24 protein-coding genes are annotated in these 25071 nt (G+C 69.4%); 18 read left to right on the top strand and 6 right to left on the bottom strand.

Annotation, left to right across the window (positions count from 1 at the left end):
• Positions 1-47 precede the first annotated feature (47 nt).
• Positions 48-2462 (bottom strand): endonuclease MutS2, encoded by a 2415-nt coding sequence (locus AKJ08_RS10355; RefSeq protein ID WP_050725998.1) that lies wholly within the window; start codon positions 2460-2462, stop codon positions 48-50.
• 69 nt (positions 2463-2531) lie between these two features.
• Here AKJ08_RS10355 and AKJ08_RS10350 point away from each other — a divergent pair, with 69 nt between their 5' ends.
• Positions 2532-3275: a tetratricopeptide repeat protein gene (locus AKJ08_RS10350; RefSeq protein ID WP_050725997.1), complete on the top strand. Its 744-nt coding sequence runs from the start codon at positions 2532-2534 to the stop codon at positions 3273-3275.
• Positions 3276-3282: 7 nt separating this feature from the next.
• Here AKJ08_RS10350 and AKJ08_RS10345 read toward each other — a convergent pair whose 3' ends face one another.
• Complete coding sequence (locus tag AKJ08_RS10345) at positions 3283-4044, bottom strand: sensor histidine kinase (protein WP_050725996.1); 762 nt, start codon at positions 4042-4044, stop codon at positions 3283-3285.
• A 97-nt stretch (positions 4045-4141) separates the two neighbouring features.
• Here AKJ08_RS10345 and AKJ08_RS10340 point away from each other — a divergent pair, with 97 nt between their 5' ends.
• The 3 genes from AKJ08_RS10340 to AKJ08_RS10330 all read left to right on the top strand — a co-directional run bounded on the left by AKJ08_RS10340 (position 4142) and on the right by AKJ08_RS10330 (position 8258).
• Positions 4142-4477, top strand: coding sequence for an SCP2 sterol-binding domain-containing protein (locus tag AKJ08_RS10340; RefSeq protein ID WP_050725995.1), 336 nt, complete (start codon positions 4142-4144; stop codon positions 4475-4477).
• 125 nt (positions 4478-4602) lie between these two features.
• Complete coding sequence (locus tag AKJ08_RS10335; RefSeq protein ID WP_050725994.1) at positions 4603-7626, top strand: carboxypeptidase regulatory-like domain-containing protein; 3024 nt, start codon at positions 4603-4605, stop codon at positions 7624-7626.
• Between the two features lie 98 nt (positions 7627-7724).
• On the top strand, positions 7725-8258 hold the full coding sequence (locus AKJ08_RS10330) for a hypothetical protein (RefSeq protein WP_157370607.1): 534 nt from the start codon (positions 7725-7727) through the stop codon (positions 8256-8258).
• Between the two features lie 39 nt (positions 8259-8297).
• Here AKJ08_RS10330 and AKJ08_RS10325 read toward each other — a convergent pair whose 3' ends face one another.
• Positions 8298-9236: a GNAT family N-acetyltransferase gene (locus tag AKJ08_RS10325; RefSeq protein WP_050725992.1), complete on the bottom strand. Its 939-nt coding sequence runs from the start codon at positions 9234-9236 to the stop codon at positions 8298-8300.
• Positions 9237-9360: 124 nt separating this feature from the next.
• Between AKJ08_RS10325 and pssA the strand changes: the two genes are divergently transcribed.
• A complete protein-coding gene (gene pssA, locus AKJ08_RS10320) occupies positions 9361-9987 on the top strand; it encodes a CDP-diacylglycerol--serine O-phosphatidyltransferase (RefSeq protein ID WP_338062162.1) in 627 nt (208 codons plus the stop codon).
• A 99-nt stretch (positions 9988-10086) separates the two neighbouring features.
• Here the strand turns inward: pssA and AKJ08_RS10315 are convergent, their stop codons facing one another.
• The 3 genes from AKJ08_RS10315 to AKJ08_RS10305 form a co-directional block, all read right to left on the bottom strand.
• Positions 10087-10551, bottom strand: coding sequence for a hypothetical protein (locus AKJ08_RS10315; RefSeq protein ID WP_050725991.1), 465 nt, complete (start codon positions 10549-10551; stop codon positions 10087-10089).
• A gap of 143 nt (positions 10552-10694) precedes the next feature.
• A complete protein-coding gene (locus AKJ08_RS10310) occupies positions 10695-11750 on the bottom strand; it encodes an alpha-ketoacid dehydrogenase subunit beta (protein ID WP_050725990.1) in 1056 nt (351 codons plus the stop codon).
• 3 nt (positions 11751-11753) lie between these two features.
• Entirely contained in the window at positions 11754-12761 is a 1008-nt protein-coding gene (locus AKJ08_RS10305; RefSeq protein ID WP_050725989.1) for a thiamine pyrophosphate-dependent dehydrogenase E1 component subunit alpha, read from the bottom strand.
• 102 nt (positions 12762-12863) lie between these two features.
• On the opposite strand from AKJ08_RS10305, the gene AKJ08_RS10300 reads away from it, so the two are divergent.
• From AKJ08_RS10300 to AKJ08_RS10245, 13 genes are all read left to right on the top strand, one after another.
• On the top strand, positions 12864-14084 hold the full coding sequence (locus AKJ08_RS10300; RefSeq protein ID WP_050725988.1) for a kynureninase/PvdN C-terminal domain-containing protein: 1221 nt from the start codon (positions 12864-12866) through the stop codon (positions 14082-14084).
• 191 nt (positions 14085-14275) lie between these two features.
• Positions 14276-14833: a pilus assembly FimT family protein gene (locus AKJ08_RS10295; RefSeq protein WP_050725987.1), complete on the top strand. Its 558-nt coding sequence runs from the start codon at positions 14276-14278 to the stop codon at positions 14831-14833.
• A complete protein-coding gene (locus AKJ08_RS10290; protein ID WP_169788800.1) occupies positions 14830-15372 on the top strand; it encodes a type IV pilus modification PilV family protein in 543 nt (180 codons plus the stop codon). Before AKJ08_RS10295 ends, AKJ08_RS10290 begins: the two co-directional genes overlap by 4 nt.
• Positions 15372-15986 (top strand): PilW family protein, encoded by a 615-nt coding sequence (locus tag AKJ08_RS10285; protein WP_050725985.1) that lies wholly within the window; start codon positions 15372-15374, stop codon positions 15984-15986. The genes AKJ08_RS10290 and AKJ08_RS10285 overlap by 1 nt, the downstream gene beginning before the upstream one ends.
• A complete protein-coding gene (locus AKJ08_RS10280; protein ID WP_050725984.1) occupies positions 15917-16429 on the top strand; it encodes a hypothetical protein in 513 nt (170 codons plus the stop codon). Before AKJ08_RS10285 ends, AKJ08_RS10280 begins: the two co-directional genes overlap by 70 nt.
• A 12-nt stretch (positions 16430-16441) precedes the next feature.
• Positions 16442-16993, top strand: a complete 552-nt coding sequence (locus tag AKJ08_RS10275; RefSeq protein ID WP_050725983.1) for a hypothetical protein — start codon at positions 16442-16444, stop codon at positions 16991-16993.
• Position 16994: 1 nt separating this feature from the next.
• The gene (locus AKJ08_RS10270; protein WP_050725982.1) at positions 16995-20342 is read left to right on the top strand and encodes a PilC/PilY family type IV pilus protein; all 3348 of its coding nucleotides are present in this window, start codon (positions 16995-16997) and stop codon (positions 20340-20342) included.
• Between the two features lie 7 nt (positions 20343-20349).
• Entirely contained in the window at positions 20350-20925 is a 576-nt protein-coding gene (locus AKJ08_RS10265; RefSeq protein ID WP_157370605.1) for a tetratricopeptide repeat protein, read from the top strand.
• Between the two features lie 98 nt (positions 20926-21023).
• Entirely contained in the window at positions 21024-21377 is a 354-nt protein-coding gene (locus tag AKJ08_RS10260) for a hypothetical protein (RefSeq protein ID WP_050725980.1), read from the top strand.
• Positions 21374-21496, top strand: coding sequence for a hypothetical protein (locus AKJ08_RS20650; protein ID WP_276202163.1), 123 nt, complete (start codon positions 21374-21376; stop codon positions 21494-21496). Before AKJ08_RS10260 ends, AKJ08_RS20650 begins: the two co-directional genes overlap by 4 nt.
• Positions 21497-21599: 103 nt before the next feature.
• Positions 21600-22154 carry a sugar O-acetyltransferase gene (locus AKJ08_RS10255; RefSeq protein ID WP_050725979.1) on the top strand — a complete coding sequence of 185 codons (555 nt, stop codon included), beginning with the start codon at positions 21600-21602 and terminating at the stop codon, positions 22152-22154.
• A gap of 266 nt (positions 22155-22420) precedes the next feature.
• On the top strand, positions 22421-23506 hold the full coding sequence (locus AKJ08_RS10250; protein WP_050725978.1) for an IS5 family transposase: 1086 nt from the start codon (positions 22421-22423) through the stop codon (positions 23504-23506).
• Positions 23507-23897: 391 nt separating this feature from the next.
• Positions 23898-24995 carry a hypothetical protein gene (locus AKJ08_RS10245; protein ID WP_050725977.1) on the top strand — a complete coding sequence of 366 codons (1098 nt, stop codon included), beginning with the start codon at positions 23898-23900 and terminating at the stop codon, positions 24993-24995.
• The last annotated feature ends 76 nt before the right edge of the window (positions 24996-25071 follow it).

Here is a 25071-nt window from a genome sequence, read left to right as displayed (position 1 = left end):
CCTGCGCCCCCGACGCGGGGGGCGCAAGACCGGCCGGAATCGGCTCTCTACGAGCGGAGCTCCACGATGGTGACCGCGTCGCCGCCCTCGTGGCGGTCGCCGGGCCGCGAGTCCGCCACGTAGGGCGAGGCGGCGAGGGCCTCGCGTACGGTCTTCTTCAGGGCGCCCGTGCCGTGGCCGTGGAGGATCGACACAACCGCCGGGCCCTCGGAATACGCCCGATCGAGGAAGAGCTCGATCTCGCGCACCGCCTCGTCGGCGCGGAGGCCCCGGATGTCGCAGCGCGCCTCCGGGCCAGCGATGGCGCCCGCGGCGAGGGCCTCGGCCCTGCCCGCCCGGGTCGTCTTGCCGCCGCCGGGCGGCCTGCCCGCGGTGGGGGAGGGCGCCTTGCCTGCCAGCGGCAGGAGGTCGTCGAGCTTCACGCGGGTCTTGAGCGGACCGACCGCCACCAGCGCATGATCCCTGCCGAGCTCCACCACCTCGGCGTCGCGGCCGAGGGAGGCTACCCGCACCCGGGCGCCGGGCCGGATCGCCTGGGCCGGGAGCACCTGCTTCTCCTCCCGCATCGCCTGGACGTGGGCACGCGCCCGCGCGGAGGCCCGCTCCTGCTCGGCGGCCTTGTCCTGCAGGCTCTTCTGCGCCTGGACGGCCTCGGAGACCGCGGGCCGCGCCGTGAGCCGGGCGAGGAGCTCGCCGACCTCGCGCCTCGCCGCCTCGAGCTCCGCGCGCAGCTCGTCGCGCACCCGCGCCTCCGCTTCGCGCCGCGCCGCATCGGCCTCGACTCGCGCGGCCTGCACCTCCGCCCGGAGGGTGGCCACCTCGCGGCGCTCCGCCTCGAGCCGCGTCCGTTCGCCGTGGGCCTCGCGCCTCTCCGCCTCGAGCTGCTCGAGGGCCACGGCGAGAGCGCTCCCGCCGTGGAGCCGCGTTCGGGCCACGTCGAGCACGGCGGCGGGGAGGCCCACCCGGGCCGCGATCTCCAGCGCGCTTGAGAGACCCGCGGCGCCGAGCTCGAGCTTGAAGGTGGGGGTGAGGGTCCGCGGGTCGAGGCCGACCCGGGCGTTGGCGAAGCGCGAATCGGCGAGGCCGAGGGCCTTCAGCTCCTCCAGGTGCGTGGTCACCAGCACCCGGGCGCCCTTTTCCACCAGGTCGCCGAGGACGGCCGAGGCGATCGCGGCGCCCTCGCGAGGATCGGTGTCGGCGGCGATCTCGTCGATGAGCACCAGCGCGCCTTCGCCTGCCCTCGCGAGGATCTCCTTGAGGGTCGTTAGGTGCGCGGAGAACGTGGAGAGGTCTCGGGCGAGATCCTGCTCGTCGCCGATGGCGCTCGACACCGTCGAGAAGAGCGGGACCTCCGAGTCGGCCTCGGCCGGGATGGGCATGCCTGCCCGGACGAGGAGGGCACAGAGGCCGACGGCGGTGATCGTCACCGTCTTGCCGCCGGCGTTCGGTCCGGACACCACCAGCGCCCGCTCCCCCTGCGCGAGGGAGAGGTCGTTGGCCACGACCTTCTTGCCCTGCAGCACGAGGAGGGGATGCCGCACGGCGCGCAGCGAGATCCGCCCGCGGCCCTCGGTGAGCCGGGGAGCGGAGGCGTCGAGGTCGTCTGCGAGGCGCCCGGCCGCTTCCGCCAGGTCCAGCTTCGCCAGCAGCTCCACCGCCTCGATCAGCTCCCCGCTGCGCTCGCCCAGGTCGGAGGAGAGCTCCTGGAGCACCCGGCGCTCCTCCTCCGCCGCCATCGACTCGGCGATGGAGAGGTCGTTGCCCAGGCCCACGATCGTCTGGGGCTCGATGAAGAGGGTCTGGCCGGAGTTGGAGGCGTTGTGGACAATGCCGGGCACCTTCGAGCGGAAGGACGCGTTCACCGGCACCACGTAGCGGTCGTTGCGGATCGAGAGGTACTCGTCCCGGAGGGTGGCGGAGAAGTCCCGATCCGCCATCAGCTCATCGAGGCGCCCCTTGATCTCGTGGTGCAGGCCGCGCGCTCGGTCGCGCAGCGATCCGAGCATCGCGCTCGCGGAGTCCTTGAGGCGGCCGGAGGGCTCGAAGGAGGTCTCGATCCGCGAGGCGAGGGAGGACGCGTCCGCGAGCGCCTGGGACTCCGCCGCGAGCGCCGGAGCCTCGAGGCGCTGGGCGTGGAGGAAGGTGCGCGTCCGGCTCGCCGCCCGGATCAGGCGCGCGCAGGCGACGAGCTGCGCCGCCTCGAGGGTCGCGCCCTTGGCCGCGAAGGAGAGGAGGTCGCGCACGTCCTCGGCGCCGCCCACCGGAAGTGAGAGCTCCTTTCGCAGGAGGAGCCTGGCCTCCGCGATCCGCGAGAGCGAGCGCTCGATCTCGTCCTTGCGGGAGAGGAAGGGGAGCGCCTGGGCGAGGGCGCGCCCGCGCGGGGTGGAGGTACGCTCGGCGAGGGCCGTGGTGAGCTGTCGCCAGCCGAGGTCGCGGAGGGTCCGCTCAGGGATTGCAAACATCTTGGGTTCTCCAGGGCCCGAACTATACCGACCGTTCCGCGGTCCGCTCGCCCGAATCGGACCTCGTGTATGATCCGCGCCCGCATGAGGCAGCTCCGTCCAATCGCCGCTCTGACGTTTCTCTTCCTGATCCCCGCCTCCGCAGCAGCGGAGGACGGCGCGGCCGTCGATTGGGGGAAATACCTCCCGGCAGCGGGCGAAGCCCGGGCCGCCCCCAACGTCGGCTTCGACGAAGCCATCCACCGCGCGCCGACGTGGCCGCTGCCCTACATGGAGAAGGCCGAGCGCGCGATCGCGCGGCGGGAGGGGATCGACGAGGCCCGCGCCGACCTGCTCCGGCTCGAGCCCGCGAACCGCGAAATCCCCCGGCTGCACCGCCTCCTGGGCGAGCTCGCCGAGCTGGCGGGAGACGATCGAGCGAGCGAGGCGCACCTGAAGAGGTGCCTGGAGCTGCTCCCCGAGCAGACCCTGGTCCGGGAGCGGCGCGCCGCGATCCTGTCGCGCCTCTCCCGCCACGGGGAGGCCGCGGACGAGTACGGCATCGCCCTGACGCAGACGCCGTTCGACGACGCGCTCCGCAGCCGCTACGCCGACGCGCTGGAGTCGGCAGGGCGCTACGAAGAGGCGCGGGCGCAGCTCGACTGGCTGGTGCAGAGGCAGCCGGGAAAGGAGGCGCCGCTGCGCCGGCTCGCCCGCTTCTTCGACCGCCGCGGCGATCGGCGCGCTGCGGCCGAGGTCACGGCGAGGGCCGACAAGCTGCGGAGCTCGGGCGACAAGCGCCAGCTCCGGCCGCTCCAGCCTTCGAAGTGGTAGCGCGACCTCAGTCTTTGGGCACGACGAGGAACCAGGTGCTCCCGACCGAGGCGCCGGGGATCACGCCCGCGCGACCGCCATGGGCCTTGGCGACCTCCTTGGCCAGCGCGAGGGAGACGCCTGCCGCGAGCTTGTGGGACGCGACCGCCTGCGTCTCCCAATCGAAGGCCGCCTGGACCTCGTCGCGGTCGGGGCGATCTCCTTCGTCGTCCACGGCGATCTGGATCTCATCCTTTCTCGCGTCCGCCGTGAGCCGGACCGTCGATCCCTGTGGAGCTCGGCGCACCGCCGCGTCCAGGAGCGCCCGCACGGCGCGCCTCAGCTTGTCTCCGTCCACGTTTACTGTGGGAAGATCGCCTGGTGCCGCCCACTCCAGGGAGACCTCGCGCTCCTGTGCCGGCTGACGGGCCTCTTCGAAGGCGACCCGCAGCAGCTCGTCCAGCGGTGCCTCGTCCCGGTCCAGCTCGAGGTGGCCGCTCTCCGCCCGGAGCAGGTCCACGAGGTCGTCGATCTGGCGGAGCCCGCGATCCGCGTTCTTCGCGATGACCTGGGCCGCGCGCTTGACCCTCGGATCCAGCGGCGCGCCGCGGCCCATGAGGATCATCCCCGCGTAGGAGCGGATGTTCGCCAGAGGCGAGCGGAGGTCGTGGCTGGCGATCCCGAGGAGCTCCTCGCGCGTCCGGCTCCTCTCGCCGGCTTCCGCCCGTTCGAGGAGCAGGCGCTCGCTCTCCTCGGAGCCCGCTTCGATGTCTTCCGAGATCTCGTCCAATTCGACCCTCTCGGGTTCAAGCTGCTGCCTCGCCGGCCCGGTGGAAAGCCCCGGTCGGCCAGGCGTGGTAGAAACGCCAGATGCCACGGAGGGGACGATGGCGCAGCCGACCGTGAGAGAGATCCTCGAGGAGACCATCCCGGGCCGCCTGCACGCCGAGCCCTCCCTTTCGAGGGAGATCGGCGCCCGCGTGCTCTTCCGAATCACGGGAAGTGGGGGAGGGGAGTGGACCCTCGACTGCACGGGGCCCGAGGGGCAGGTGGTTCCCGGGGCGGTTGGCAAGCCCGCCATGACCGTCACGTGCGGTGACGCCGACTTCGTGGGCATCGCCACCGGTCGGCTGAACCCCAACATGGCCGCGATGTCCGGAAAGCTGAAGCTCGCCCCTATGGACATGGCCCTGGGCCTCAAGCTGGCGAGGCTCCTCGGCTAATTCCCGCCGGCCGAGAGCCCCTTCCTGCCGGCCTGCCCCATTAGGAGGTGGACAACCGTTCGGTGGTGACGTCTTCGGCGGCTTGGTGCTAGGCTCCCTTCCCCCGGATGAGAGGAGCTTCGTTCATGCATCGTTTTCTGGTGGCCGCAACCGGCTGCCTGGCACTCGTGCTCGGCGCCTGCGGTGGTAGCAAAAATGAGGGTGGTGGTGGTGGTGGGAGCGGGGGGACCGATGACCCGACTTGCGAGATCGATCTCGCCTCCTACACGGTCCGTGAAGGGGAAGGCACCGCCTCGATCCGTCAGATCAAGGGCGGCGCGGACCTGGTCGAGGGCGCGGCGAGCCGCGGCAGGGTCGGCGACTGGCTCCTCGAGAACGGGAAGATCCGGGCTGTCGTCCAGGGCGTGCACAAGGGGTTCGGAGCCGACGCCCTCGGCGGCAAGCTCGTCGACGTCGACATCGCGCGTCCGTCCGGCGAGGGCAAGGACGTGCTCGGCGCGGTCTCGCCCCTCTTCAACTTCGGCCGGACGCTCGCGCCCAAGGACGAGAAGTCCTTCACCGTCGTCGCCGACGGCAAGGACGGCAAGGCGGTGGTCCTCAAGGTGGAGGGCGCCGACGCCCTGCATCCCGGCGTCGATCTCGTCCGCTCGGTGAACGGCTCGTTCACCGGGAGCGCCAAGCTCATGGTCGATCCGAAGGCCGAGCTCGGCGAAGACGTGACGGTGACGCAGTACTACATCCTCGCACCGGGCGCGCACCGGATCCGGAGCGTCACGGCGTTCTGCAACGCCGGCGAGGTCACCAAGGTGATCCCGGTCGGCGACCTCGTCGAGCCCGGCACGATCGAGGACCGCTTCAGCCCCAGCGGCTGGGGCGCTGCCGCTGAGCGGGACGATGTCCCCTGGATCGCGTTCCAGGGCGACGACTCCGCCTACGCGCTGGTGCCTGGCGACGGCAAGGGCCCGAACCTGCTCGTCTCGACCGACGGCTTCATCGCGTCGGTGCAGGGTTCGAACTCCCTGCAGCCGTACACCAAGCCGCTCGATCCGCAGAAGGCGCCCAAGGGCGCGGTGGTCGTTCCCCCGGAGAAGAGCGCCATCTACGAGCGCTCGATCGTGGTGGGGACCTCGATCTCGGACGTCACCGAAGGGATCTTCGCGATGCGTCGCGAGCAGACCGGCCGCGTCACGGGCAAGGTGACCGGCGGCTACGAGGGCGCCGGCGCGCGCGTGGCCGTGGTCGACGAGGGCCAGATCGTCACGGTCTTCACCGCTGACGCCGAGGGCCGCTTCGACGCCATCGTCCCCGTGGGAACCTACACCCTCTCTGCGAGCCTTCCGGGCCTGGTCTCGCCCGCTGTGGAAGCGACCATCTCGTCCGAAAACGACGCGAACGTGACCCTCGAGCTCCCTGCGGCCGGCCGGTTCTGGGTGAAGATGCGTGCCTACGATCCCCGCAACGTGGAAGCCGCGCCCTCCATCCCCGGCCGCGTCGTGGTCCGCTGCAAGAACGGACCCTGCCCCTCGCGAGAGGGCGAGTGGCTCTTCCGCGACATGGAGACCGTGAGGTACCCCGCCGACACCGTGGCCTACGTGGGCTACACCGTCGGCCCGCCGATGGTGGTGGATCTCCCGGTCGGCAGCTACGACTACATCCTCTCCGGCGGCCCCGAGTACGAGTCCTATCCGATGTCGTTCGCGTCCGACGGAAAGGGCATGCCGATCACGGTCACGGCGGGCCAGCTCACGCCTCCGCCTCCGCCCCCCGAACTGGGCGTGCCCGCGCAGCCCGCGATGGGCATCGTGGCCCGGATCGTCAACACCAAGGGATGGATCAGCACGGACCTCCGGGCCCGGAGCAACGACTCTCGCGGCACGCAGGTCTCCCGGCTCTCCCGCGTCCAGGGCCTCGTCGGCGACGGCATCGAGCTGGCCATCTCGGCGGACACCGACCGGGTGACGGATCTCGGCCCCACCGCCGAGCTCCTCGAAGCGAACCGCTGGGTCCGTACGGTAACCGGCTCGGAGATGGCGCCCACGGGCCTCGGCCGCATGACCGTATTCCCGCTCAACGCCGATTCCACCCTCCCGGGCAACGGCGCGATCGCCTGGACCGGTGCCGACGGTCTGCTCCTCTCCCCGAACGCGCTCTTCGAGTCCGCTCTCGGACGCGACGCCAAGGTGATCCTGATCAACAACGCCCGTGGTCCCGGTGGCCTCTTCACCAACCTGAAGCTCGACACCGATACGCTCGCCACCCACGCGGATCCCGGGACCCTCGGGATGATGCAAGTCGACGGCGCCAGCTCCGACGACACCGGTCTCTTCTCGAAGAACTTCCACGCCCTCGAGGTCATGGGAAGCTCCGATCCGGCCATGTTCAAGACGATGATGAACGACTGGCTCACCTTCCTCTCGCAGGGCCTCGTCGTCACCGGCACCGCCTCGTCCGGCGCCAACGGCAGGGTGAACCCGTCGCCCGGAACGCCCAGGACCTGGGTCTACGTCGGCGATGGCAAGGACACGGCCGACAAGGTGGAGATGGACACCTTCTACCAGTCGCTCAAGGCGGGCCGCGTCGTTGCGGGTAACGGTCCGTTCATCACGGTCAAGGCCTCCAGCGGCGGGAACACCGTGGGCCCCGGCGAGGTCCTCGCCTCCAACGGCGCCCTGGTCAGGCTCGACGTCACGGTGCAGAGCCCGATGTGGATGAAGTACAACCGCATCGAGGTCTACTCCCACAAGGCGGGGCGTGAGGCCGCCGGCGGCATGCCGAACGAGTCCTGGCCGATCGACTCCGTGGCCACCCAGGCGGACGGCTCGGGCGCCCGCTTCGAGGTCGACATGACCACGACCGACGGCAACGAGTTCGAGGACTTCGTCGACAGCGAGGGTCTCATCACCCAGCGCCAGAAGAAGATGATCAACAAGAGCTTCACCTTCCAGCCCGAGGCGGACACCTACTACGTGGTGGTCGTCCGGACTGTGACGGATACCAGGGACGGCCTCAGGGTGATGGAGCCGGTTCCGGCGGACCTCGCGCCGCTCTTCTTCGACGGCGAGAAGGGCGTGCGGCCGATGGCCTTCGCCAACCCGGTCTACATCGACGTGGACGGCGGCGGTTACAACAACTTCCCGGCCGGTCGTTGATCGAATGAGATCGCTCCTCCGCAGGTTGGGGGAGCGGTTGGAAAAGGGCCGCCCGCCTCGATGGCAGGCGGCCCTTCGCCCAATGAGAGGACCATCTTTTGAGTGAAACTGCCGTGACGAGCGAGCGGAAGGTGATCCTCGCCGCAGCGATCGGGCTCGCGCTCTTCCTCGTATTCACCGAGCTGGCCCCGACCGCTGGCCGATCTGCGCCCTCGAACTTCGCTCCGGGCAAGAAGGTGCCGGTGCGAATCACCCTGGTGTCCGCGGACGCCTACGATCTGGCTTGTGCCGGTTCGGAGGCGGTGGCCGACGCACGCTGCGCCTTCGAGAAGGACGGCTCGCCGTCCGAGGCCGCGAAGTCGGGCAAGGGGATCCTCGCGCCGTACATGACGGTCGACAACGTGCTCGTCCTCATCCCGGATCTCTGGTCGGAGCCCGCGCTGGCCGCGCGCCTCGAGAGGGATCAGCCCCAGGGGAAGAATCGGGACGAGCTCAAGCGCTTCAACGCCCGCTGCGACCTCGACGTCCAGCGGAAGGTCTCGGGCTTCTTCGTTCGCTGGCTTCCTACGGCGGCGTGGTCGGCGCGGGACGACGCCTGGGCAGGCACGATCTCCGGCTGCTCGATCGACTGAGAGCGCGAAGGATTCACGCGCTCCCGCGAAGGCTGGAAGCTACACCCAGAGTGCGCGCGGGATGCTCTTCCAGTCCTGCGCGGCGAGGTCCGGCGTGAAGGGCCGGACCATCGGCAGGTCGTCGGCGTCCAGCGCGAAGCCTTCCCCACCGGCGAGGTGGATCGAGGGCATCTCCCAAACGTGAACGGCGTTGAGCCCCGCGTTCCAGGCGACGGCGGCTGCTGCCCGGATCAAGCGCTTCGAGTCGTCCGGATCGGGCGAGCACCCGACCAGGACCGAGAGGCGCCCATTCTTCAGATCACCCGCCCAGAGGAGCGTGGCGTCGCCGCAGGTCGCGCCGACCGCCTTCGGGCGCTGGCGGTCCATCAGGCGGGCGTAGGCCCGCTCCCGCTCGAGGTGCCAGTCGAGCTGCAGGGCGGTCGGCCAGACCACGAAGGGCTCGTCGGGAAGGGGCAGGGCGTCCAGGGCCTGAGCGAGCTCGGCCTCGCCGAGGAGCGCGACCCCGTTCGGCAGCTCCCCCTTCTCGGCGGCGAAGAGCCTCTCGCGCCAGGGGCGCTCCCGGAAGCCGGCGCGCCGGTAGAGCGAGGCCCCGACCTCCGAGAAGAGGATGGCGGACTGCGCCTGCGGATCCTTCGCCTGGAGCGCCGTGCAGACCTCCTCGATCATCGCCCGGGCGTGGCCCCTCCCCCGGAGCGCCTCTTCGGTGTAGACGCTGGCGATGGCGTAGGTGGAGCCTTCGATGTGCCCGCCGTCCACCTGCCGGACGCTCCGCATGCGGAAGGTCTCGCACGAGGCCAGAGGCTCGCCGTGCTCGTCGATGGAAAACCAGGTCGTCATCGCCTCCCGGGCCCACGGGTGGTCGCGGAGCTGCTCCTCCCGCGAGCGGAACTCGGCGAGCGAGAGGCGCTGGCCCCACGCCGCGTGGGTCAGCCGATCCCTCTGCTTCTTCTGCGCGTCGGTGGCGATTGCGAGCGTCATGCTTCCTCCAGGAGCGTCCGGCGCGCACTCTAACCCGAAGGCCGTCCTTGCAACCCGGCTTCGGCTATGGCGTTCTCGACGGGAGCCTGTTGCGGTATCCGCCCGTCTCCTGGAGGAGGGTCCGTTGCCCCGCGAACATCGCCGCCACCTGAACATGATCCGCGACTTCCAGCCCGCGGACCTGATCACCCTGCTCAACGGCTTCTCGGGCATGGGCGCGGTGCTCGCGATCCTGCGTTACCAGGGCGACCGGAACGTCCACGCGCTCTGGACCGCCTTCATCCTCCTGCCGATCGCGCTGATCTTCGACATGGCGGACGGCTGGATCGCCCGGAAGCAGGGCCGCGTCTCCGCTCTCGGCCAGGAGCTCGACTCGCTCGCCGATCTCATCTCGTTTGGCGTCGCCCCTGCGTCGCTCGCCTTCGCCCTGGGGATGGACGGCGGCTGGGACGCGGTGGTGCTCCTCTACTTCGTGGGGTGCGGGATCAGCCGCCTCGCGCGGTTCAACGCCACCGCCGCCGAGCTCGCGGACGTGCGGGGCAAGGTGAAGTACTTCGAGGGGACGCCGATCCCCACGAGCCTCGTGCTCGTCGCGTTGTTGGCGGTGCTCGCCGGCAACGGCCTCGTCGGGGATCACCTGCCGCTGCGATCGACCAAGCTCTGGTTCTGGGAGATCCACTGGCTCGTGCTGCTCTGGGGCCTCAGCGGCACGGCCATGATCAGCAAGACCCTGCGGATCCCGAAGCCGTAGCACTCGCGAGCCGGAGGCGAGCGAACGAAAAAGGCGCTCGTCCTTCGGGCCCCGTTCCTTCGGGCCGTCGGGGCGAGCGCCTCGTCGAGTCACGTGCGGTTAGTGGCTCTTCCCGCCGGCGCCACCCATGTGGTGGCCCTTCTTGCCGCCGGCGCCGCCCATGTGATGACCCTTCTTGCCGCCGGCGCCACCCGAGTGGTGACCCATGCCACCGGCGCCGCCAGCGCCCATGGACTTGCCCCCGGCTCCACCTGCGGCGGCGCGAATCGCCTGGCCTCCGGAACCAGCCGTGGCGGAGGCGCCTTCCGCCATGCCACCCATACCGCCGGATCCAGCGGAACCGCCGCCCATGCCGCCCATGCCGCCCATGCCGCCCGATCCCGCGGCGCCTGCCGCCGCGCCACCGGAACCCGCGGCGCCCTGCGCCATGCCTCCGCCGCCCGCCTTGCCGCCACCCGGCGACCCCGACGGGGCCCCGGTCTTGGGCTGCTGGCAGGCGGCGACAGCGCCTGCGCCGAGCAGCACCGCCAGCCCCATGATTGAGATCTTGTTCTTCCCTTTCATCCGTTCACCTCTCGTGGATCCCGCCCATCCCCCAGCCATCCGAAGGAAAGCTGGAGGGAAGGTAGGATGGCGAACAGGCCCACGAAGGGTGCAAGGGCGACCGGACCGGGGCGGTCGCCGGGACGACCGCCCGCGTTACCTGATCAGGGCTGCTCGAGCGCTAGGGAGCGGATCGCGGACTTGACGTCCTCGGGCTGGGGCACCGAGGCCCGCTCCAGCGCGTCCGAGAGGCCGATGCCTGGGACGAACTTGCCCGCGATCAGGCGGGGCGGGGCGAGGAGCTCGTAGAAGAGCTCGTCCACCGTGCGGCGGATCAGGTGCTCACCGAAGTTCGTGACCTCGGTGTCCTCGTTCACGAAGAGCACGCGGCCCGTCTTCTTCACGGAGGCCTGGATCATCTCCCAGTCGTACGGCCAGAGGCTGCGCAGATCGATGACCTCTGCGTCGATCCCCTCTGCGGCGAGCTCCTTGGCCGCGTCCGCACAGAGGAGCAGGGTGCGGCCGTAGCTGACCACCGTCACCTGCTTGCCCTCGCGTACGATCTTGCCCTTGCCGATCGGCACCGAGTAGCCCTCGAGGGCCGGCCACTTCGCCTTCCACTTCGAGCGATCGCCCAGCGGCGCGTCGATCATCTTGGAGAGCTCGCGCTGGTCCTCCGGCTCGCCCGGGATCAGCTCCTCGCCCCGGATGCGCATCAGCGCCTTCGGCGGGAGGTACATCACCGGGTTCTGCTCCTGCATCGCCGAGACCAGCAGGCCGTACGCGTCGAGGGGGTTCGACGGCAGCACGATCTTCCAACCCGGGATGTGGGTCATCATCGCGTCGAAGGAGTGCGAGTGGTAGATGGAGCCGCGGATCCCGGCGCCCACCGGCGTCATCACCACCATCGGCAGGTTCCAGTCGCCGTTGGTCGCCCAGCAGGTGTTGCCCGCCAGCTTCAGCAGGTCGATGGTGTTGTAGACGTAGTCGGCGAACTGGATCTCGGCGACGGGCCGCTCACCGGCCATCGCGAGGCCCATGGCCATGCCGATGATGCCGCGCTCGTCGAGGGGCGTGTTCCAGGACTTCTCGAGACCCTGGGTCTGCGTGAACACGCCGCCGAGGGGCATGCCCACGTCCTCACCGAAGATGTCGGTGACGCCCAGGTGCTTCTCGCCGTAGTGGAGGGCCATGCGGATGGCCTGTGCCATGTTGGCCATTGCTTACTTCCCTTCGAAGAAGATGTGGTTCCAGATGTCTTCGGGCTTCGGCTGAGGCTCCTCGCGGACCTGCTTCGCCATCGCCGACATCTCGGCGGTGTAGCGCTCGCGAACCTCGTCCATCTGCGAACGGGTGAGGATGCCGCTGGCCTCGAGCTTCTCCTCGAAGGCCGAGATGCAATCGAGCTCGCCCTCGACCATGTTCGCGCCGGAGGCGGAGGAGTGCCCGAAGAGCCGCGAGACCCTGGCCTCGAGGAGGAACGGCTTGCGCTCCTTGCGCACGTAGTCCATGGCCTCCTGGAGCTCCTGGTACGCGACCACCGGATCGTTGCCCTCGATGGTCTTGTTCCGGATCCCGAAGGCGGTCGCGCGGTCGGCGATGTTCTTCGGTCCCTGCTGGGTGTCGGAAGCGGTGGAGATGCCCCACTTGTTGTGGGTCACGATCATCAGCACCGGCAGCTCGTTCCCCGGGCGGGAGCTCCACACCAGGCACGAGGCGAAATCGCCCTCGGCCGTGCCGGCGTCGCCTCCGGTGACGATGCTGATACCGTCGCCCCCGTGGCGCTTCTGGGCCATCGCGGTCCCCGGCGCCATCGCGTACTGCACCTCGATGGGCGAGGTCACCGGCGCCAGGTTCCATGCGCGCTTCGAGAAGTGGCCCGCGAAGTTCCTGCCGCCGCTGTAGGGGTCGGTGGCGGTGTTCTTCATCTGCCTGAGGGCGCCGATGGGCTCCTCGCCCATGGCGAGGAAGGTGGCCGACTGCCGGTAGTGGAAGTGGAGGTAGTCGAAGGCGGGGCCCTGACCCTTCTTGATCAGCAGGCCCAGGGGGACGTTGAACGCCTCCTCACCGGGGCCGCCAATCCAGAAGTAGCCGTCACCCTGCTTGTACATCTGGATCAGCCGCTCCTCGAGGACGCGCGCCTTCACCATCAGGTCGTGCATGCGCACCAGAAGGTCGGGGGCAAGCGACGGCGCCGATTTTTCGGCTCCTACGAGACGTGGACGGGACATGCTGGATCTCCTGGCCTTTCAAGGGGCGGAACCCCTATAGCCCAAATGCCGCCGGTCTTCATCCCCAGATGATTTCGTGATGCGCTGCGCTATCGTGGCGGGATGATGCGGACCGACTCCCTCGATGCTCATGCCCCGCCCTCGTTCCGCGAGGCCTACGAGTCCTTTCTCCGGCCCGGGCGGATCCTCCTCACCGGCCACTCCCACCAGGCCTGGCCCGACGTCGCCCGGGACGCCCTGGTCCATGCCTTCGGGGACGCCGCGGCCTTCGTGGACGACAAGTGGTCCGAGGCCGTCGACGCCGTGGTCGCCAGGGTGGCGCGCGGCGTGGCCCAGAGGCTCGGCTACGGCGAGTCGGAGGCGGCCTCCCTCGTCTTCGGGCAGAACACCCACGAGCTGGCGTTCCGGCTCCTGAGCTGCTGGCCCTTCGACTCCCGGACCCGGGTCGTCACCACCTCGGGCGAGTTCCACTCCCTGGACCGGCAGCTCCGGCGTCTGCAGGAGGCCGGGGTCCGCGTGGACTGGGTCGACGCACGGAAACGCGAGGGCCTCGAGGCGCGGATCGTGGACGCCATCGCGCCGGGCACTTCGCTGGTGGCCCTGAGCGCCGTCTTCTTCGAGGACGGCTGGGTCCTCCGCGACCTCCAGGCGATCGCCGCACGAGCCGCGGAGGTGGGTGCGCCGCTCCTCCTGGACGTCTACCACGCGTTCAACGTGGTGCCGCTGCCCCTGGCCTCGCTCCCGGGCGAGGTCTACGTCGTCGCAGGCGGCTACAAGTACGCGCAGTTCGGCGAGGCGTGCTGCTTCATGCGGGTGCCGCCGGGCAGCGACCGCAAGCCGGTTTACACCGGCTGGTTCGCCGACTTCGCCGATCTGGCTCAGCCCCGCGGCGAGGGGGCGCGCCCCGTCGGCTTCGGCAAGGGCTCCAGCCGCTTCGCCGGCTCCACGTACGACGCGGGGCCGTTCTACCGTGCCGCCGCAGTCCTAGATCACTTCGAAAGCCACGGCCTCACGCCGGAGCGCCTGCGGGCGATCTCGCTCCGGCAGACCTCGCGGATCCTCGATCGCCTGGGCGAGCTCAAAGCGGAGGAGGCCGGCCTGGAGGTCGTCTCGTCGCGGGATCCCGAGCGCCGTGGCGGCTTCGTCGCGCTCCGCTGCGCGTTCCCGCAGGAGCTCGTGGGTGCGCTCCGCGAGGCGGGAGTCTTCGTCGACGCCCGCGGCGAGATCGTGCGGCTCGGGCCGGCCCCCTACCTCTCGGACGCGGAGCTCGACGAGGGCGTCGCGAAGGTGGCCGAGGCAGCGCGCCGCCTGCGCCGGGCCTGAGATCGCATGTGGTTTCATGTGGGGCGATGGGCGAATGTGTCGCCTCACATGAATGTGTGATTTCATAAAACATGGGGTTGATTCCCCTCCATGCCTCGGGAATGGTGCACCGGATCGCCTGGTAGTGGACGGTTTGGAACCGCCGTTCCTCGAAAAAGCGCTTCCACTGGCCAGGCGGGCAGAGGCGGCCCATGGCAAGTCGGGATCACGGATTCACCCTGATCGAGCTGGCGCTCGTGATCACCATCGTGGGGATCCTGCTCGGCGTGTCGACCTGGGCGATCCAGAGCACGCTGCCCGGCTACCGCGCGGCGGGCGCCGCGGCACGATTTCGGGGAGCGGTGCGCAGCGCCTCGGCGATCGCGGCCCGCACGAACCGCCCCGTCCGCCTCACGGTCGTCACCGGTGGATCCGGCGCGTGTGCCTCGAGCTACTCGATCGCCGACGTCGGCGCCGCCGGCCGCGTGTTCGACACCGCTTGCTTCGAGACCGGGATCCTCCTCGGGCCGAACGCGATCGCGCTCGGATGCCAGGGGGAGGCGGCGCTCCCGGCCTGCTCCCTCTGCGCGGGCGGCGCGATCACCTTCCTGCCGTCCGGCGAGGTCCAGACCTCGGCCCTCACCGGCGACTCCCTGGTCTTCGTCCCTCGCGAGGGGCCGACTCGGAACATCCGGGCGGTCGGCGTCCGGAGCGGCCTCGGGATGACCCGGACCTATCGCCGCGAGGGGAACGGATGGGTCTGTCCGTGAAACGAGGTTTCACACTGGTGGAGGTCCTCGTGGCCATGGCCGTGTTGGCCATCGGCCTCGTCGGCAGCGCCCAGCTCATCGGCTACTCGATCGCCCGCTCGGTGCAGGCGCGCAAGGTCTCCGCCGCCCAGCATCTCGGGAACGAGATCCTGGAGCGGCTGCGAACCGAGGTGCGCTTCGACGGCGGCATGGCCGGGCCGGTGTCCGGTCTCTCCGAGGGTGTAGCCGTCACCGCTGCCAACGCCTGGGCCGCCGACAGGCTCCCCTACCGGATCGACGAGGCCGTCAACGGGAACGGAGGCGCCATCGCGGGCTGCAACCCCGCAGGCGCGGTCGACCCCGGGCCCGGGACGAACTACGGGGTGGGCCCCCTGGCGTTCCGCTTCGAGGGCAACGTGTACTGGGTGTGCTACCGCCTCGCCGCGGCCCCCGCCGGCTATCCGACGGGCTCCATCGACGCGCTGGTCAAGGTGCTCTGGCAGGGGACGAGCGGCGTACAGGCACGCCACGTCTCCGCCGTACTGGTCGGGAGCTGGTGATGCGGGAGCGTGGCTTCTCTCTCATCGAGCTGATGGTCGCCGGCACGATCTCCCTGGTGGTCGTCGCGGCGGCGTTCGCCTTCATCACCCGCGCGAGCGAGGCCTCCGCCGCCCAGGAGCGCGCCACGGAGCTCACCTCCCGCGGGCGGATCGCCCTGGACCTGATCGGCAGGGACATCCGCTCCGCCGGCGATTCGGTGCAGCTCCTCCCCGATCCCTGCCTCGGGGCGGGCGCGCCCTTTGGCTGCGCCGCGATCCTCGAGCCCCACCCCTGGCGGATCACCATCGCCCGTTACGCGTGGGGCGCAGGACCGGACGGCATCCTCGGGACCGCCGACGACGTCCTCCCGTCCGGACCGTTCGCGGCCAACGGAGACAACGTCGTGACCTACCAGTTCGTGCCCAGGACCGCAGGGCCTGTCTCGCTGGGAGGCACGCGCACGGGCTACGTGGGTCGCCTCGAGAGGATCTCGAATCCCTTCTCGTTCGGGGACAGGCACCCAGGGTCGAGGTGCTCCTCGACGACGTGGTGGTCGACAACCAGATGCGCTCCAGCCCGGACGGCGTCACCTTCGACAACCGCCGGGACTACTCGGTCTTCCTCTATCAGGTGATGAGCGTCCCCGGCGACGTCTACGTGGGCGACCCGGCATTCACCCAGCGTGCGACGAGGACGCGCTCCTTCCTGCTTCCGCCCGTGCGCTTCTTCGCCTTCCCCGCCGACGCCACGGTCTGGGCGGCGGCGCCGGTGTCGGCGGTGCCGCCCTACCTGCCGCCGACGACGTCGCCGGGCTACGCCCCGCAGATCGTCGGCCTGCGAAGGGACACCACCTCGAGCGCCACCCTGCTGACGCCGAGCTTCGCCGACGACCTCCGCTACGTCCTCGACGTCAACCGGATCCGCGCGGTGAGCGTGGCCTTCAAGGTGGTCGAGCCGAGAAACGATCCGAATTTCTCCGGTGGCGTCGACCTCGGTGGCTCCCGGCCGGGGACGGCGCGGGTTTCCCTGATGGAGAGCAGCTTCGAGCTCAAGGCGCTCTCGAGCTTCTTGCAGTAGGAGGACCCTTCCGTGGACGCATCTACGTCGACATCGCGGCGGGCGGACGAGAGGGGCTTCACGCTCCTGCTCGTGCTCCTCGCCCTCGTCGTGGTGACCATCGTGGGCACCACCACCCTCTACGTGGCCTCGAGCGATCGCCTCGCCGCCGAGGCGCGCGAGCGTTCCGCGCTGGCGCGGGCCGCGGCGGAGACCGGCCTCTCGCACCTCCTCGTCGGCTTCCAGCCTTCGCTCGTCCTCGACCAGCGGGCCGCGAGCGGAGGAACGGAGTTCTCCGACCCCTTGTCCGGCGCTCCGTTCACGGAGACGCCCAGGGAGGTGCCGGCGCCTCCCGGGCTCCGGGCGGAGTACGTGGCGTGGGGGGGCGCCCCGGCAGCAGGCGGGGCGCAGGTGATCGTCGAGGGTCGCATCCTCAGCGGCGAAAGGATCGTCGCCAGGAGCCGCTTGAGCGCGGTGGTCGTGATGACCGGCGACACCGGCGGCTACGGAGACATCGGCTCCACTGCCGGCAACACGGGAGTGGAAACCACGGGTGGGACCTCCACCGGCTACAGCGGGATCTGAGATGAATCGATTTTCGGGATCCAGGTGGATCGAGAAGAGCCTGACCGCGATCGTTCTCGCGACGTGTCTGCTGCCCGGGTTCTCGTCGGCGGACTACCTCTACTCCACGGAGCGGACGGCGGGCCCGCCTCCCTACGTGCTGTTCATCGCTGACACGTCCGGCTCGATGGACACCAAGGATGCGGAGCTCGAGCCTTGCTGTGAGGACCGCTCGAGCCAGCCCGAATGGGAATGCTGCGACCGGACGTCTTGCTACGATTCCAGCACTTGCTACGACTCGTCGAAGTGCTCGACCAAGAGCAATTGCGGAGGCAAGAACCAGCCCGAATGCTGTCCGAAGGATCGCACGCCGTGCCCCACCAAGGGCACCGCGTGCACCAGCGCCTGCCTGGCGAAGCCGGCGTGCTCCAACGTCTGCGGGCGCCTGCCTCTCTGCAGCAAGGCCAAGAACCAGTCGCGCATGGAGGCCCTCCGCTCCACGCTCCTCCAGCTCATCCCCACGTTGGACGGGATCACGCTTGGCCTCGAGGAGTTCCCGAAGAGCACCAAGCGCGGGACCGGCGGGTCGAAGGCGACGAGCGACTCGTGTGCATCGGAGGTGATCGGGGCACTGCCCACAGGCGGCGGCACCAAGGCCCTCACCCAGAGCGAGCTCCTCGCGCTGGTGACGAACCTCCAGTTCGGCGGAGGCACGCCCACGGGTTCCTCGCTGAAGATGGCGAAGGAGCATCTGGACAAGGTGAAGGCCGCGGACGTGGAAGGAAAGACGTGCCGCAAGTACGTGGTGATCCTCCTCACCGATGGTGTGCCCGAGTCTTGCGCCAACGAAGGCGGAAAGGGAAAGACGCAGGCCGACTACGCCAAGGATCAGATGACGGCGCTGCGAGATGCCGGCTTCCCGGCATACGTGATTGGCTTCGGCAAGGAGGTCAAGGGCGCGACCATCCTGAACGAGCTCGCGCAGCGGGGCGGGACGGCCCGCATCGGCGGCGAGTGGTGCAACGACATCGGACGAGGATGCTCCAATGGCGTCGCGCTCCAGGCAACCAGCGCCGGGGAGCTCACCGAGGTGCTGACCTTGGCCTTCGACGAGATCCAGAAGGGCCAGTTCAGCCCCATGCCGCCGATCGTCTCCACGGTGGCGCAGGCCCGGACCGAGGTCGACCGGGTCTCCCGCAACTTCCTGGCCTACTCGGCCTTCGAGCAGCCCGGCTACAAGGGGCACCTCTACGGGATCCAGCTCTTCCAGGAGCAGACCTCCCCTCCCGGGGAATGGGCGTTCACCGATTTCAACCATCTCGATCTCAAGGCCTGCGGCCAGGCGGGAAATCCCTGTCTCTTCGACGCCGGGCAGATGCTGCAGGAGCGCCCCTCGTCCAAGCCGCGGCGGATCTTCTCTGCCGTCCCGCGAGACTCTGCCGCGATCGACGGCGGGGTCACCCTGGACATGGGCACGCAGCTCGTGGTCGCGGCGTCCAGCACCGGGAGCGCGAACCTGCAGAGCGTGGTCGGCGCCGTTCTCCGGAGCGATGCCCTCGGGAAGGGCTTCGGCGGGCTCTCGAGCCCCGATCAGCTCGCGCTCACGAACCTCGCCCGGAGCGACACCGCCGGCAGGGCCAGCGCGGCGAGGGTGGTCGACTGGCTCCACGGCGCTTCTCGCGGCAACGCCCTCGGCGACCTCTACCACTCGGCGCCGGCCATCGTCTCCACGCCGCCCTACGCCTACCGTCGCTGGGGCTACCCCGAGTTCAAGGCCTCGCGGCGGGACCGGCCGGCGATGATCTACGTGGGCGCCAACGACGGGATGATCCACGCCTTCCACGCGGGCCCCGACCTCCAGCATTCCACCGATCCCGAGTGGAAGGCCGGGGAGGAGGCCTGGGCCTACCTGCCGTTCAACATGGCGGCGAAGGTCTCGCTGGCCGCGCTGACGGATCCCGCTCCCAAGCGCGTCTTCTCCCAGGATCTCTCCTGCCGGGTGGATGACGTCCTCACGGTGGACAACGGCGGCGACGGCATGCTCGCCTGCAAAGGCGATCCCGACTGCGGTTGGAAGACCGTCCTGGTCTGCGGGCAGGGGTGGGGTGGCTCCTGGTACGTGGCCCTCGACGTCACCGATCCACTAAAGCCGAAGCCGCTGTGGGAGGCGACCCACGAAGGCGTCGTGAACGGCCTGTCGACCGAGCCCTACGGCCTCGGGCGCACCTGGGGCGTCCCCAGCATCGCGGTGGTGAACATGAAGCGGGACGGCAAGTCGCCGCTCCCCACCTGGCTCTCGATCTTCGGCAGCGGCTACAACACCGCCCTCCGGGACGCCTCCGGGTACCACTCGTCTTCCTACCGCCTGCTCAACATGCCCTTCGCCGGGGTGTACCCGGAGCATGGCGCCGGCACGCAAGGGGAGCAGGCCCACGTCTTCATCCAGGACATGGCGTCCGGGCGCTTCCTCAAGGTCTTCCACCAGCACGGCCTCGGCGCGATCCTCGCGGACCTCCCCGTGGTCGATCTCGACCAGGACTCGTTCTCGGACGCCATCTACGTCGGCGGGTGGAACCAGGGGCAGATGGACCGGATTGCCCTCGTCTCCTCGAAGGTGACTGGCAACACGTACAAGTCGACGAGCCCCGATGAGTGGTCGAACGCCTGCAAGGACGTCTTCCACTTCGGAAACAACAACCCGATCACCTCCCGCCCGGCGGCCTACGCCGATCCCCGGGGGAACGGCGAGCTCTATCTCTTCGTCGGCACCGGCGTGGACAAGGGCGTCGGCCCCGACCAGCAGACCAACGAGGGGAAGTTCTGGGATTTCCGGGCCTATTACCTGAAGGACAAGGGCGGCCTCGCCTGTCCGACGGATCCCGTGCATGGCGGAACGGTCCCGAACGCAGGCAACATGTGCACCGACGCGTCCATGGACGATGGGAAGAAAAAAGGCTGGACCTTCAACGGAATCTTCAACGACGGCCAGCGGCTCCTGAGCGCCCCCACACTGTCGATCCTGCCCGACAAGCGCCGGCTGCTCACGTTCACGAGCTGGAAGCCGACGGCGAGCACCTGCGGAAGCGGGGTCTCGTCGCTGTATTGCGTGGACGTCACCGGCACCCAGCGGTGCGTGCCCTGCGGCAATCTGCGGGGTGACGGTGACGAGACCGCCGTCCGGATCGACCTGAGCAACACGAAGCCGAGCACGCCCACCATGGCCGACGGCCAGCTCTACACCGTCGGCCCCGACGGCGTGCTCCGCGTGGGCAATCCCACGGGTACTGGCGCCGGCCCCGTCGGCGATTCGTCCGAACCGAACCAGGGCAAGCCGAGGCCGGTGCTGCTCTCCTGGCGCGAGATCTTCTGACGTGCGGTTGGCTTCGTTTCTGCTGGTCTTCCTCGTTGCGGCGGCGGGCTGCGGCCGCGGCGGGGCGCGCGCCGAGACCGAGGCCCGCGAGGCGCTCGCCGCCGCGCGGGCGGGTGAGCTAGGAGCGGCCCACCAGGCCTTCGGCCGGGCCCTGGCCCTCGATCCGGACAACCTCGTCGCCCTCTACAACGGCGGGATCGCCGCGCTCGCCCTGGGCCGGGGAGACGAGGCGGTCGCCCGCTTCGAGCGCTTCGCGACCCTGCGGCCGGACGACGCCCTCGGGCGCTTCCACCTCGGGCGCGCGTACGCAAGAGAGGGCCGGCGCGACGAGGCGATCGGCGCCCTCCGGAGCTCGGTGGAGAGGGGCTTCGCCGATCTGGCCCAGTGGCGCCTCGCCCCCGAGCTCGAGGCGCTCGCGAACGATCTTCGCCTCGTCCAGCTCGAGGCGGTCGTCGCGCAGCGGGCGGGAGACGGCGTGGAGGAGGCACCGCGCCCTGGTGAGGGCTACGCGGGCAGGCCGATCCCCGACGCGATCCTCCCCGGCACGTCGCTGGGCTTCGATCCCTCGGCCTGCGAGCCCTGATCCGGCGCATCGGGCCGGCACGGCGTCGCTCCGCGAACCTAACTTCCCCCATGCGAAACCATCGGAAGCATGCTTGGCAGCGGGCGTCGGAAGGGGCCGTGGCGGGGCTCGCCGGCACCCTGGTGATGACCGCGGTACAGGACCGCGTCCTCCCCCACATCCCCTCGGGCACGACCCGCCGGACGCCGAGGTTTCCCCGCGATCGGAGGGCAGCCGACGAGGTTGCCACGGAGACCGCGGCGCGCCGCTTGTTCGAGGGGGTCACCCGACGGCGGCTCCCGGACGAGCGCCGCAAGCTGGCGGGCGACCTCATGCACTACGCCACCGGCGCCGCCTGGGGCGGCCTCTACGCGCTGGTCGCGAGGGGCGGCCGGGGCTCCTCCGAGGGCTCGCCTTCGGCACGGTCGTCTGGCTCGTGGGCGACAACCTCGCTGGCCGAGCGCTCCGCTTGAGCGACTGGGCGTGGCGCTATCCGCTCGGCGCCAACCTCAAGGGCTACCTTGCACACACGGTGTTCGGGCTCGCGACGGCCTTGAGCCTGTCGCGGGAGCGCGCGCTCGTGCGTCGATGAGCTCTTCGAGCCCGCACGGACGCGGTCCGCCGACGGGCGAGATTTCGCGCACGAGCATGCGCATCTCCCGAGCGAGGTCCCGCCACTGCAAACGGAGGATCCGATGCAGAGCGAACGGGAGAAGATGCTCGCCGGCGAACTCTACGATCCGCTCGATCCCGAGCTGGTCGAGGCGCGGGACCGCGCCCGTGAGATCTGCCGGAAACTGAACGCCACCCGCGAGAGCGATCGGATGGAGCGGCGCCGGCTCCTCGGCTCGCTCTTCGCGGCGGGCGGCGAGACCGTCTGGATGCAGCCGCCCTTCTTCTGTGACTACGGCGTGAACACCCGCCTCGGCGAGGGCTGCTTCTTCAATTTCAACTGCATCATCCTCGACGTCTGCCTGGTCGAGATCGGAGCCCACTGCCTCTTCGGACCGGCTGTGCAGATCTACGCCGCGACCCATCCGATGGACGCGGAGCTGCGCCGGAGCCGGGAATTCGGCAAGCCGGTGGCGATCGGGGACGACGTCTGGATCGGCGGCGGTGCGATCGTCTCGCCCGGGGTGACAATCGGCTCCCGGTCGGTGATCGGGGCAGGGAGCGTCGTCACCCGCGATGTTCCGGAAGGCGTCTTCGCCGCCGGCAATCCGTGCCGCGAGATCCGTCCGGCGGTTTGACTTCGGCGGGAAACGAGACTCGGAGCCCTTGGCCGGTCGGCCTGGGAGCGGGACCGGTACAGGGAAGGGTCTACCGCCTCGTCGACACCCCCCGTTGACGTGTAATCACGGGTCTTCTGGTGTGTGAATTTGTCGCACATCCCCGGGCGGGGAGTGCTGGACCCGGATCCTAGCAGGTTGCTGAAAAACCCTGCGGTCCCCCGCACCGCAGGGATCGACCCGATAGGATCGCTACCGTAGAATCGCGCGCTCTTGCGGAGGAAGCGATGCGCGGCAAACTCGAGCGGCAGGCGTCGATGCTCACCCTGATCGGACCGGAACAGCGGGTGCCCAGGGACCACCCGATCCGCCGGATCAAGCTGCTCGCCGACCGTGAGCTCCAGCGCCTCTCGCCCGTCTTCGAGTCGATGTACAGCGGCACCGGCCGCCCCTCGATCCCGCCCGAGATCATCCTGAAGGCCTGCCTCCTCATCGCGCTCTTCAGCATCCGGAGCGAGCGGCAGTTCTGCGAGCGCCTCGACTACGACCTGATGTTCCGCTTCTTCCTGGACATGGGCATGACCGAGGAAAGCTTCGATGCCTCGACCTTCTCGAAGAACAAGGAGCGGCTGATCAGGGCGGATGTCGCGCGCCTCTTCTTTGAGGGCGTGGTCCGCCAGGCGAAGGAGGCGAAGCTGATCTCGGCCGAGCACTTCACGGTCGACGGCACGCTGATCGAGGCGTGGGCGTCGATGAAGAGCTTCAAGAAGAAGGGCGCGAAGGATAACGAGCCGCCAGACGATCCGGGGAACCCAACCATCGATTTCCACGGCGAGAAGCGCGCCAACGCCACGCACGAATCGTCTACCGACCCGGATGCGCGGCTTGCCCGGAAGGGCGCAGGCAAGGAGGCGAAGCTGGCGCTGTCGGGCCACGTGCTGATGGAGAACCGGAACGGCCTCTGCATCGACATCTCGATCTCGCACGCTGACGGAACTGCCGAACGCCGCGAGGCGCTGCGCATGCTGCAGCGTCAGAAGAGAAAAGGCTTCTCGCCAGCTACGCTGGGCGCCGACAAGGGCTACGACACCGCCGACCTCGTGCACGACGTCTTTGTCGAAGGTGTCGTTCCGCACGTCGCCCGAAAGCGAAAGCACTCGAACGTCGACGCGCGGCAAGCGCGCCAGATTGGGTACCGCCACAGTCAGAGATGCAGGAAGAAGGTCGAGGAGATCTTCGGCTGGATGAAGACCGTAGGTGGGCTGAGGAAGACCCGCTACCGAGGCGTCGAACGAACCCAGCTCTGCGCCTACTTCACAGGCGCAGCGTACAACCTGCTGCGTCTCTCGCGGCTGCTCGGGAGCGCGGCGTGAGCGCCGATCCGTGCTGCGCGCCAATGAGCGCCGCCGTGGAGGCATCGCATTCGTACGGCGCGAGGCTCGGACCGATTTACGAGCGTGCGGGACGGCGAAATCCATGCGCTCGACCTCTCGTTACCCAGGCACCACCACGGGCCCAGGCAGCGACTCGCGCCCAAAAACAGAGTTCTTCAGCAACCTGCTAGGGGGATTCATGAGAACGTTACTGGCATCTGTCGTGATCGCAGCAGTGGGGATGGTGGGCTGTGGCGGATCCGTTGGGGATTCGGAAGGCACGAGCGAGTCCCGTGCGGCCGCGGCCGCGACCGCGACGCCGGAGCCCGGCGCAGTCCATACCTCTCTCGGGGCGAACAATTGCGCCCGGTACACTCCGACGTTCGACAGAATGGAGGAGGTCCACGTCGTCGCTCCTCACGCTCCCGCGAACACGCCGTTCTTCGTGAAGCTCTACGGCCCGCCGATGGCCTCGATCGATCTGGGCCTTCCGCAGATCCGCCCCTACGGCGGCGAGTGCGCCAGGCTGGTCGACATCTTCGGAGACGTCTTCCAGACGATGAACAACGGCGGCGTCTTCAAGGTCGAGGTCTGCGGCGATCTGAACAAGCCGAAGAGCTGCTTCTCGCAGAACTTCAAGGTCAAGGAGTGGGGCGGAGGCGAGGGCGGCGCGGGGGGCGCTGGCGGCGCTGGTGGGGAGGGTGGCGCCGGTGGCCACGAAGAGCCGCTGCTGGGTAAGCTCCACGTGATCAAGTCGTACGCTGGCGATCCGTCCATCGGAGGCGATGTGGAGCTCTCCGGATGGCATGTCGACCTCGAGGCTTCCGATGGCACGGTCGTCCCGCTGGAGACTCCGGTCGAGATCGATCTGCTCCCTGGCACCTATACGGTGACTGAGCGCAGGGCCAAGGAGAGCAACTGGTACAACTCCACCGAGACGTTCAAGGTGGTGGAGATCACCGCAGGCGCGACGACCGAGGTCGAGTTCCGCAACTACTGCACTCGCAAGCCCGGCGGCCACACCATGGGCTGGTGGCAGAACAAGAATGGCGAGGCGGACATGAGGACGGACCTCGCCGGGGACCTCGACGCGTTGAACGCCTTGAACCTCAAGAATGGCCAGGGCAACGATCAGGACTTCGCGCTGAACGACTACGCCGGGTTCAAGGCGTGGATCAAGGGAGCGAAGGCCAATCCGATGGCCTACATGCTCTCTACCCAGCTCGCGACGATGGTCCTCGCGACCCGCCACGGCTACACCGATCCCTCCGTCTACGTTGGGAAGGACGAGACCGGGACCTGGATCCAGGGTGACGGACTGGTGGCCTGGGCCGACAGGCTCCTCTACGCGTTCGACAAGAACCGCCCCGACGCAAACAAGTCGGCCGAGGGCAAGGTCAAGGACCTCATCGACGAGATCAACAACGGCGCGAAGTCGTATCTCCAGCCCGTCCACGACCCTGACGGCTGCCCGTACACCTTCGACTGATCGCACGGCTGGCCGAAAATCGGAAGCAAACCGAAGGCGCCCTCCGGGGCGCCTTCGCCGTCTGCGACGCCACGGC

This window comes from Vulgatibacter incomptus (assembly GCF_001263175.1).
GTDB classification, from domain to species: Bacteria; Myxococcota; Myxococcia; order Myxococcales; family Vulgatibacteraceae; genus Vulgatibacter; species Vulgatibacter incomptus.
Note: the sequence above shows the minus strand (reverse complement) of the source record. Positions and strands in the feature narration are given on the sequence as shown.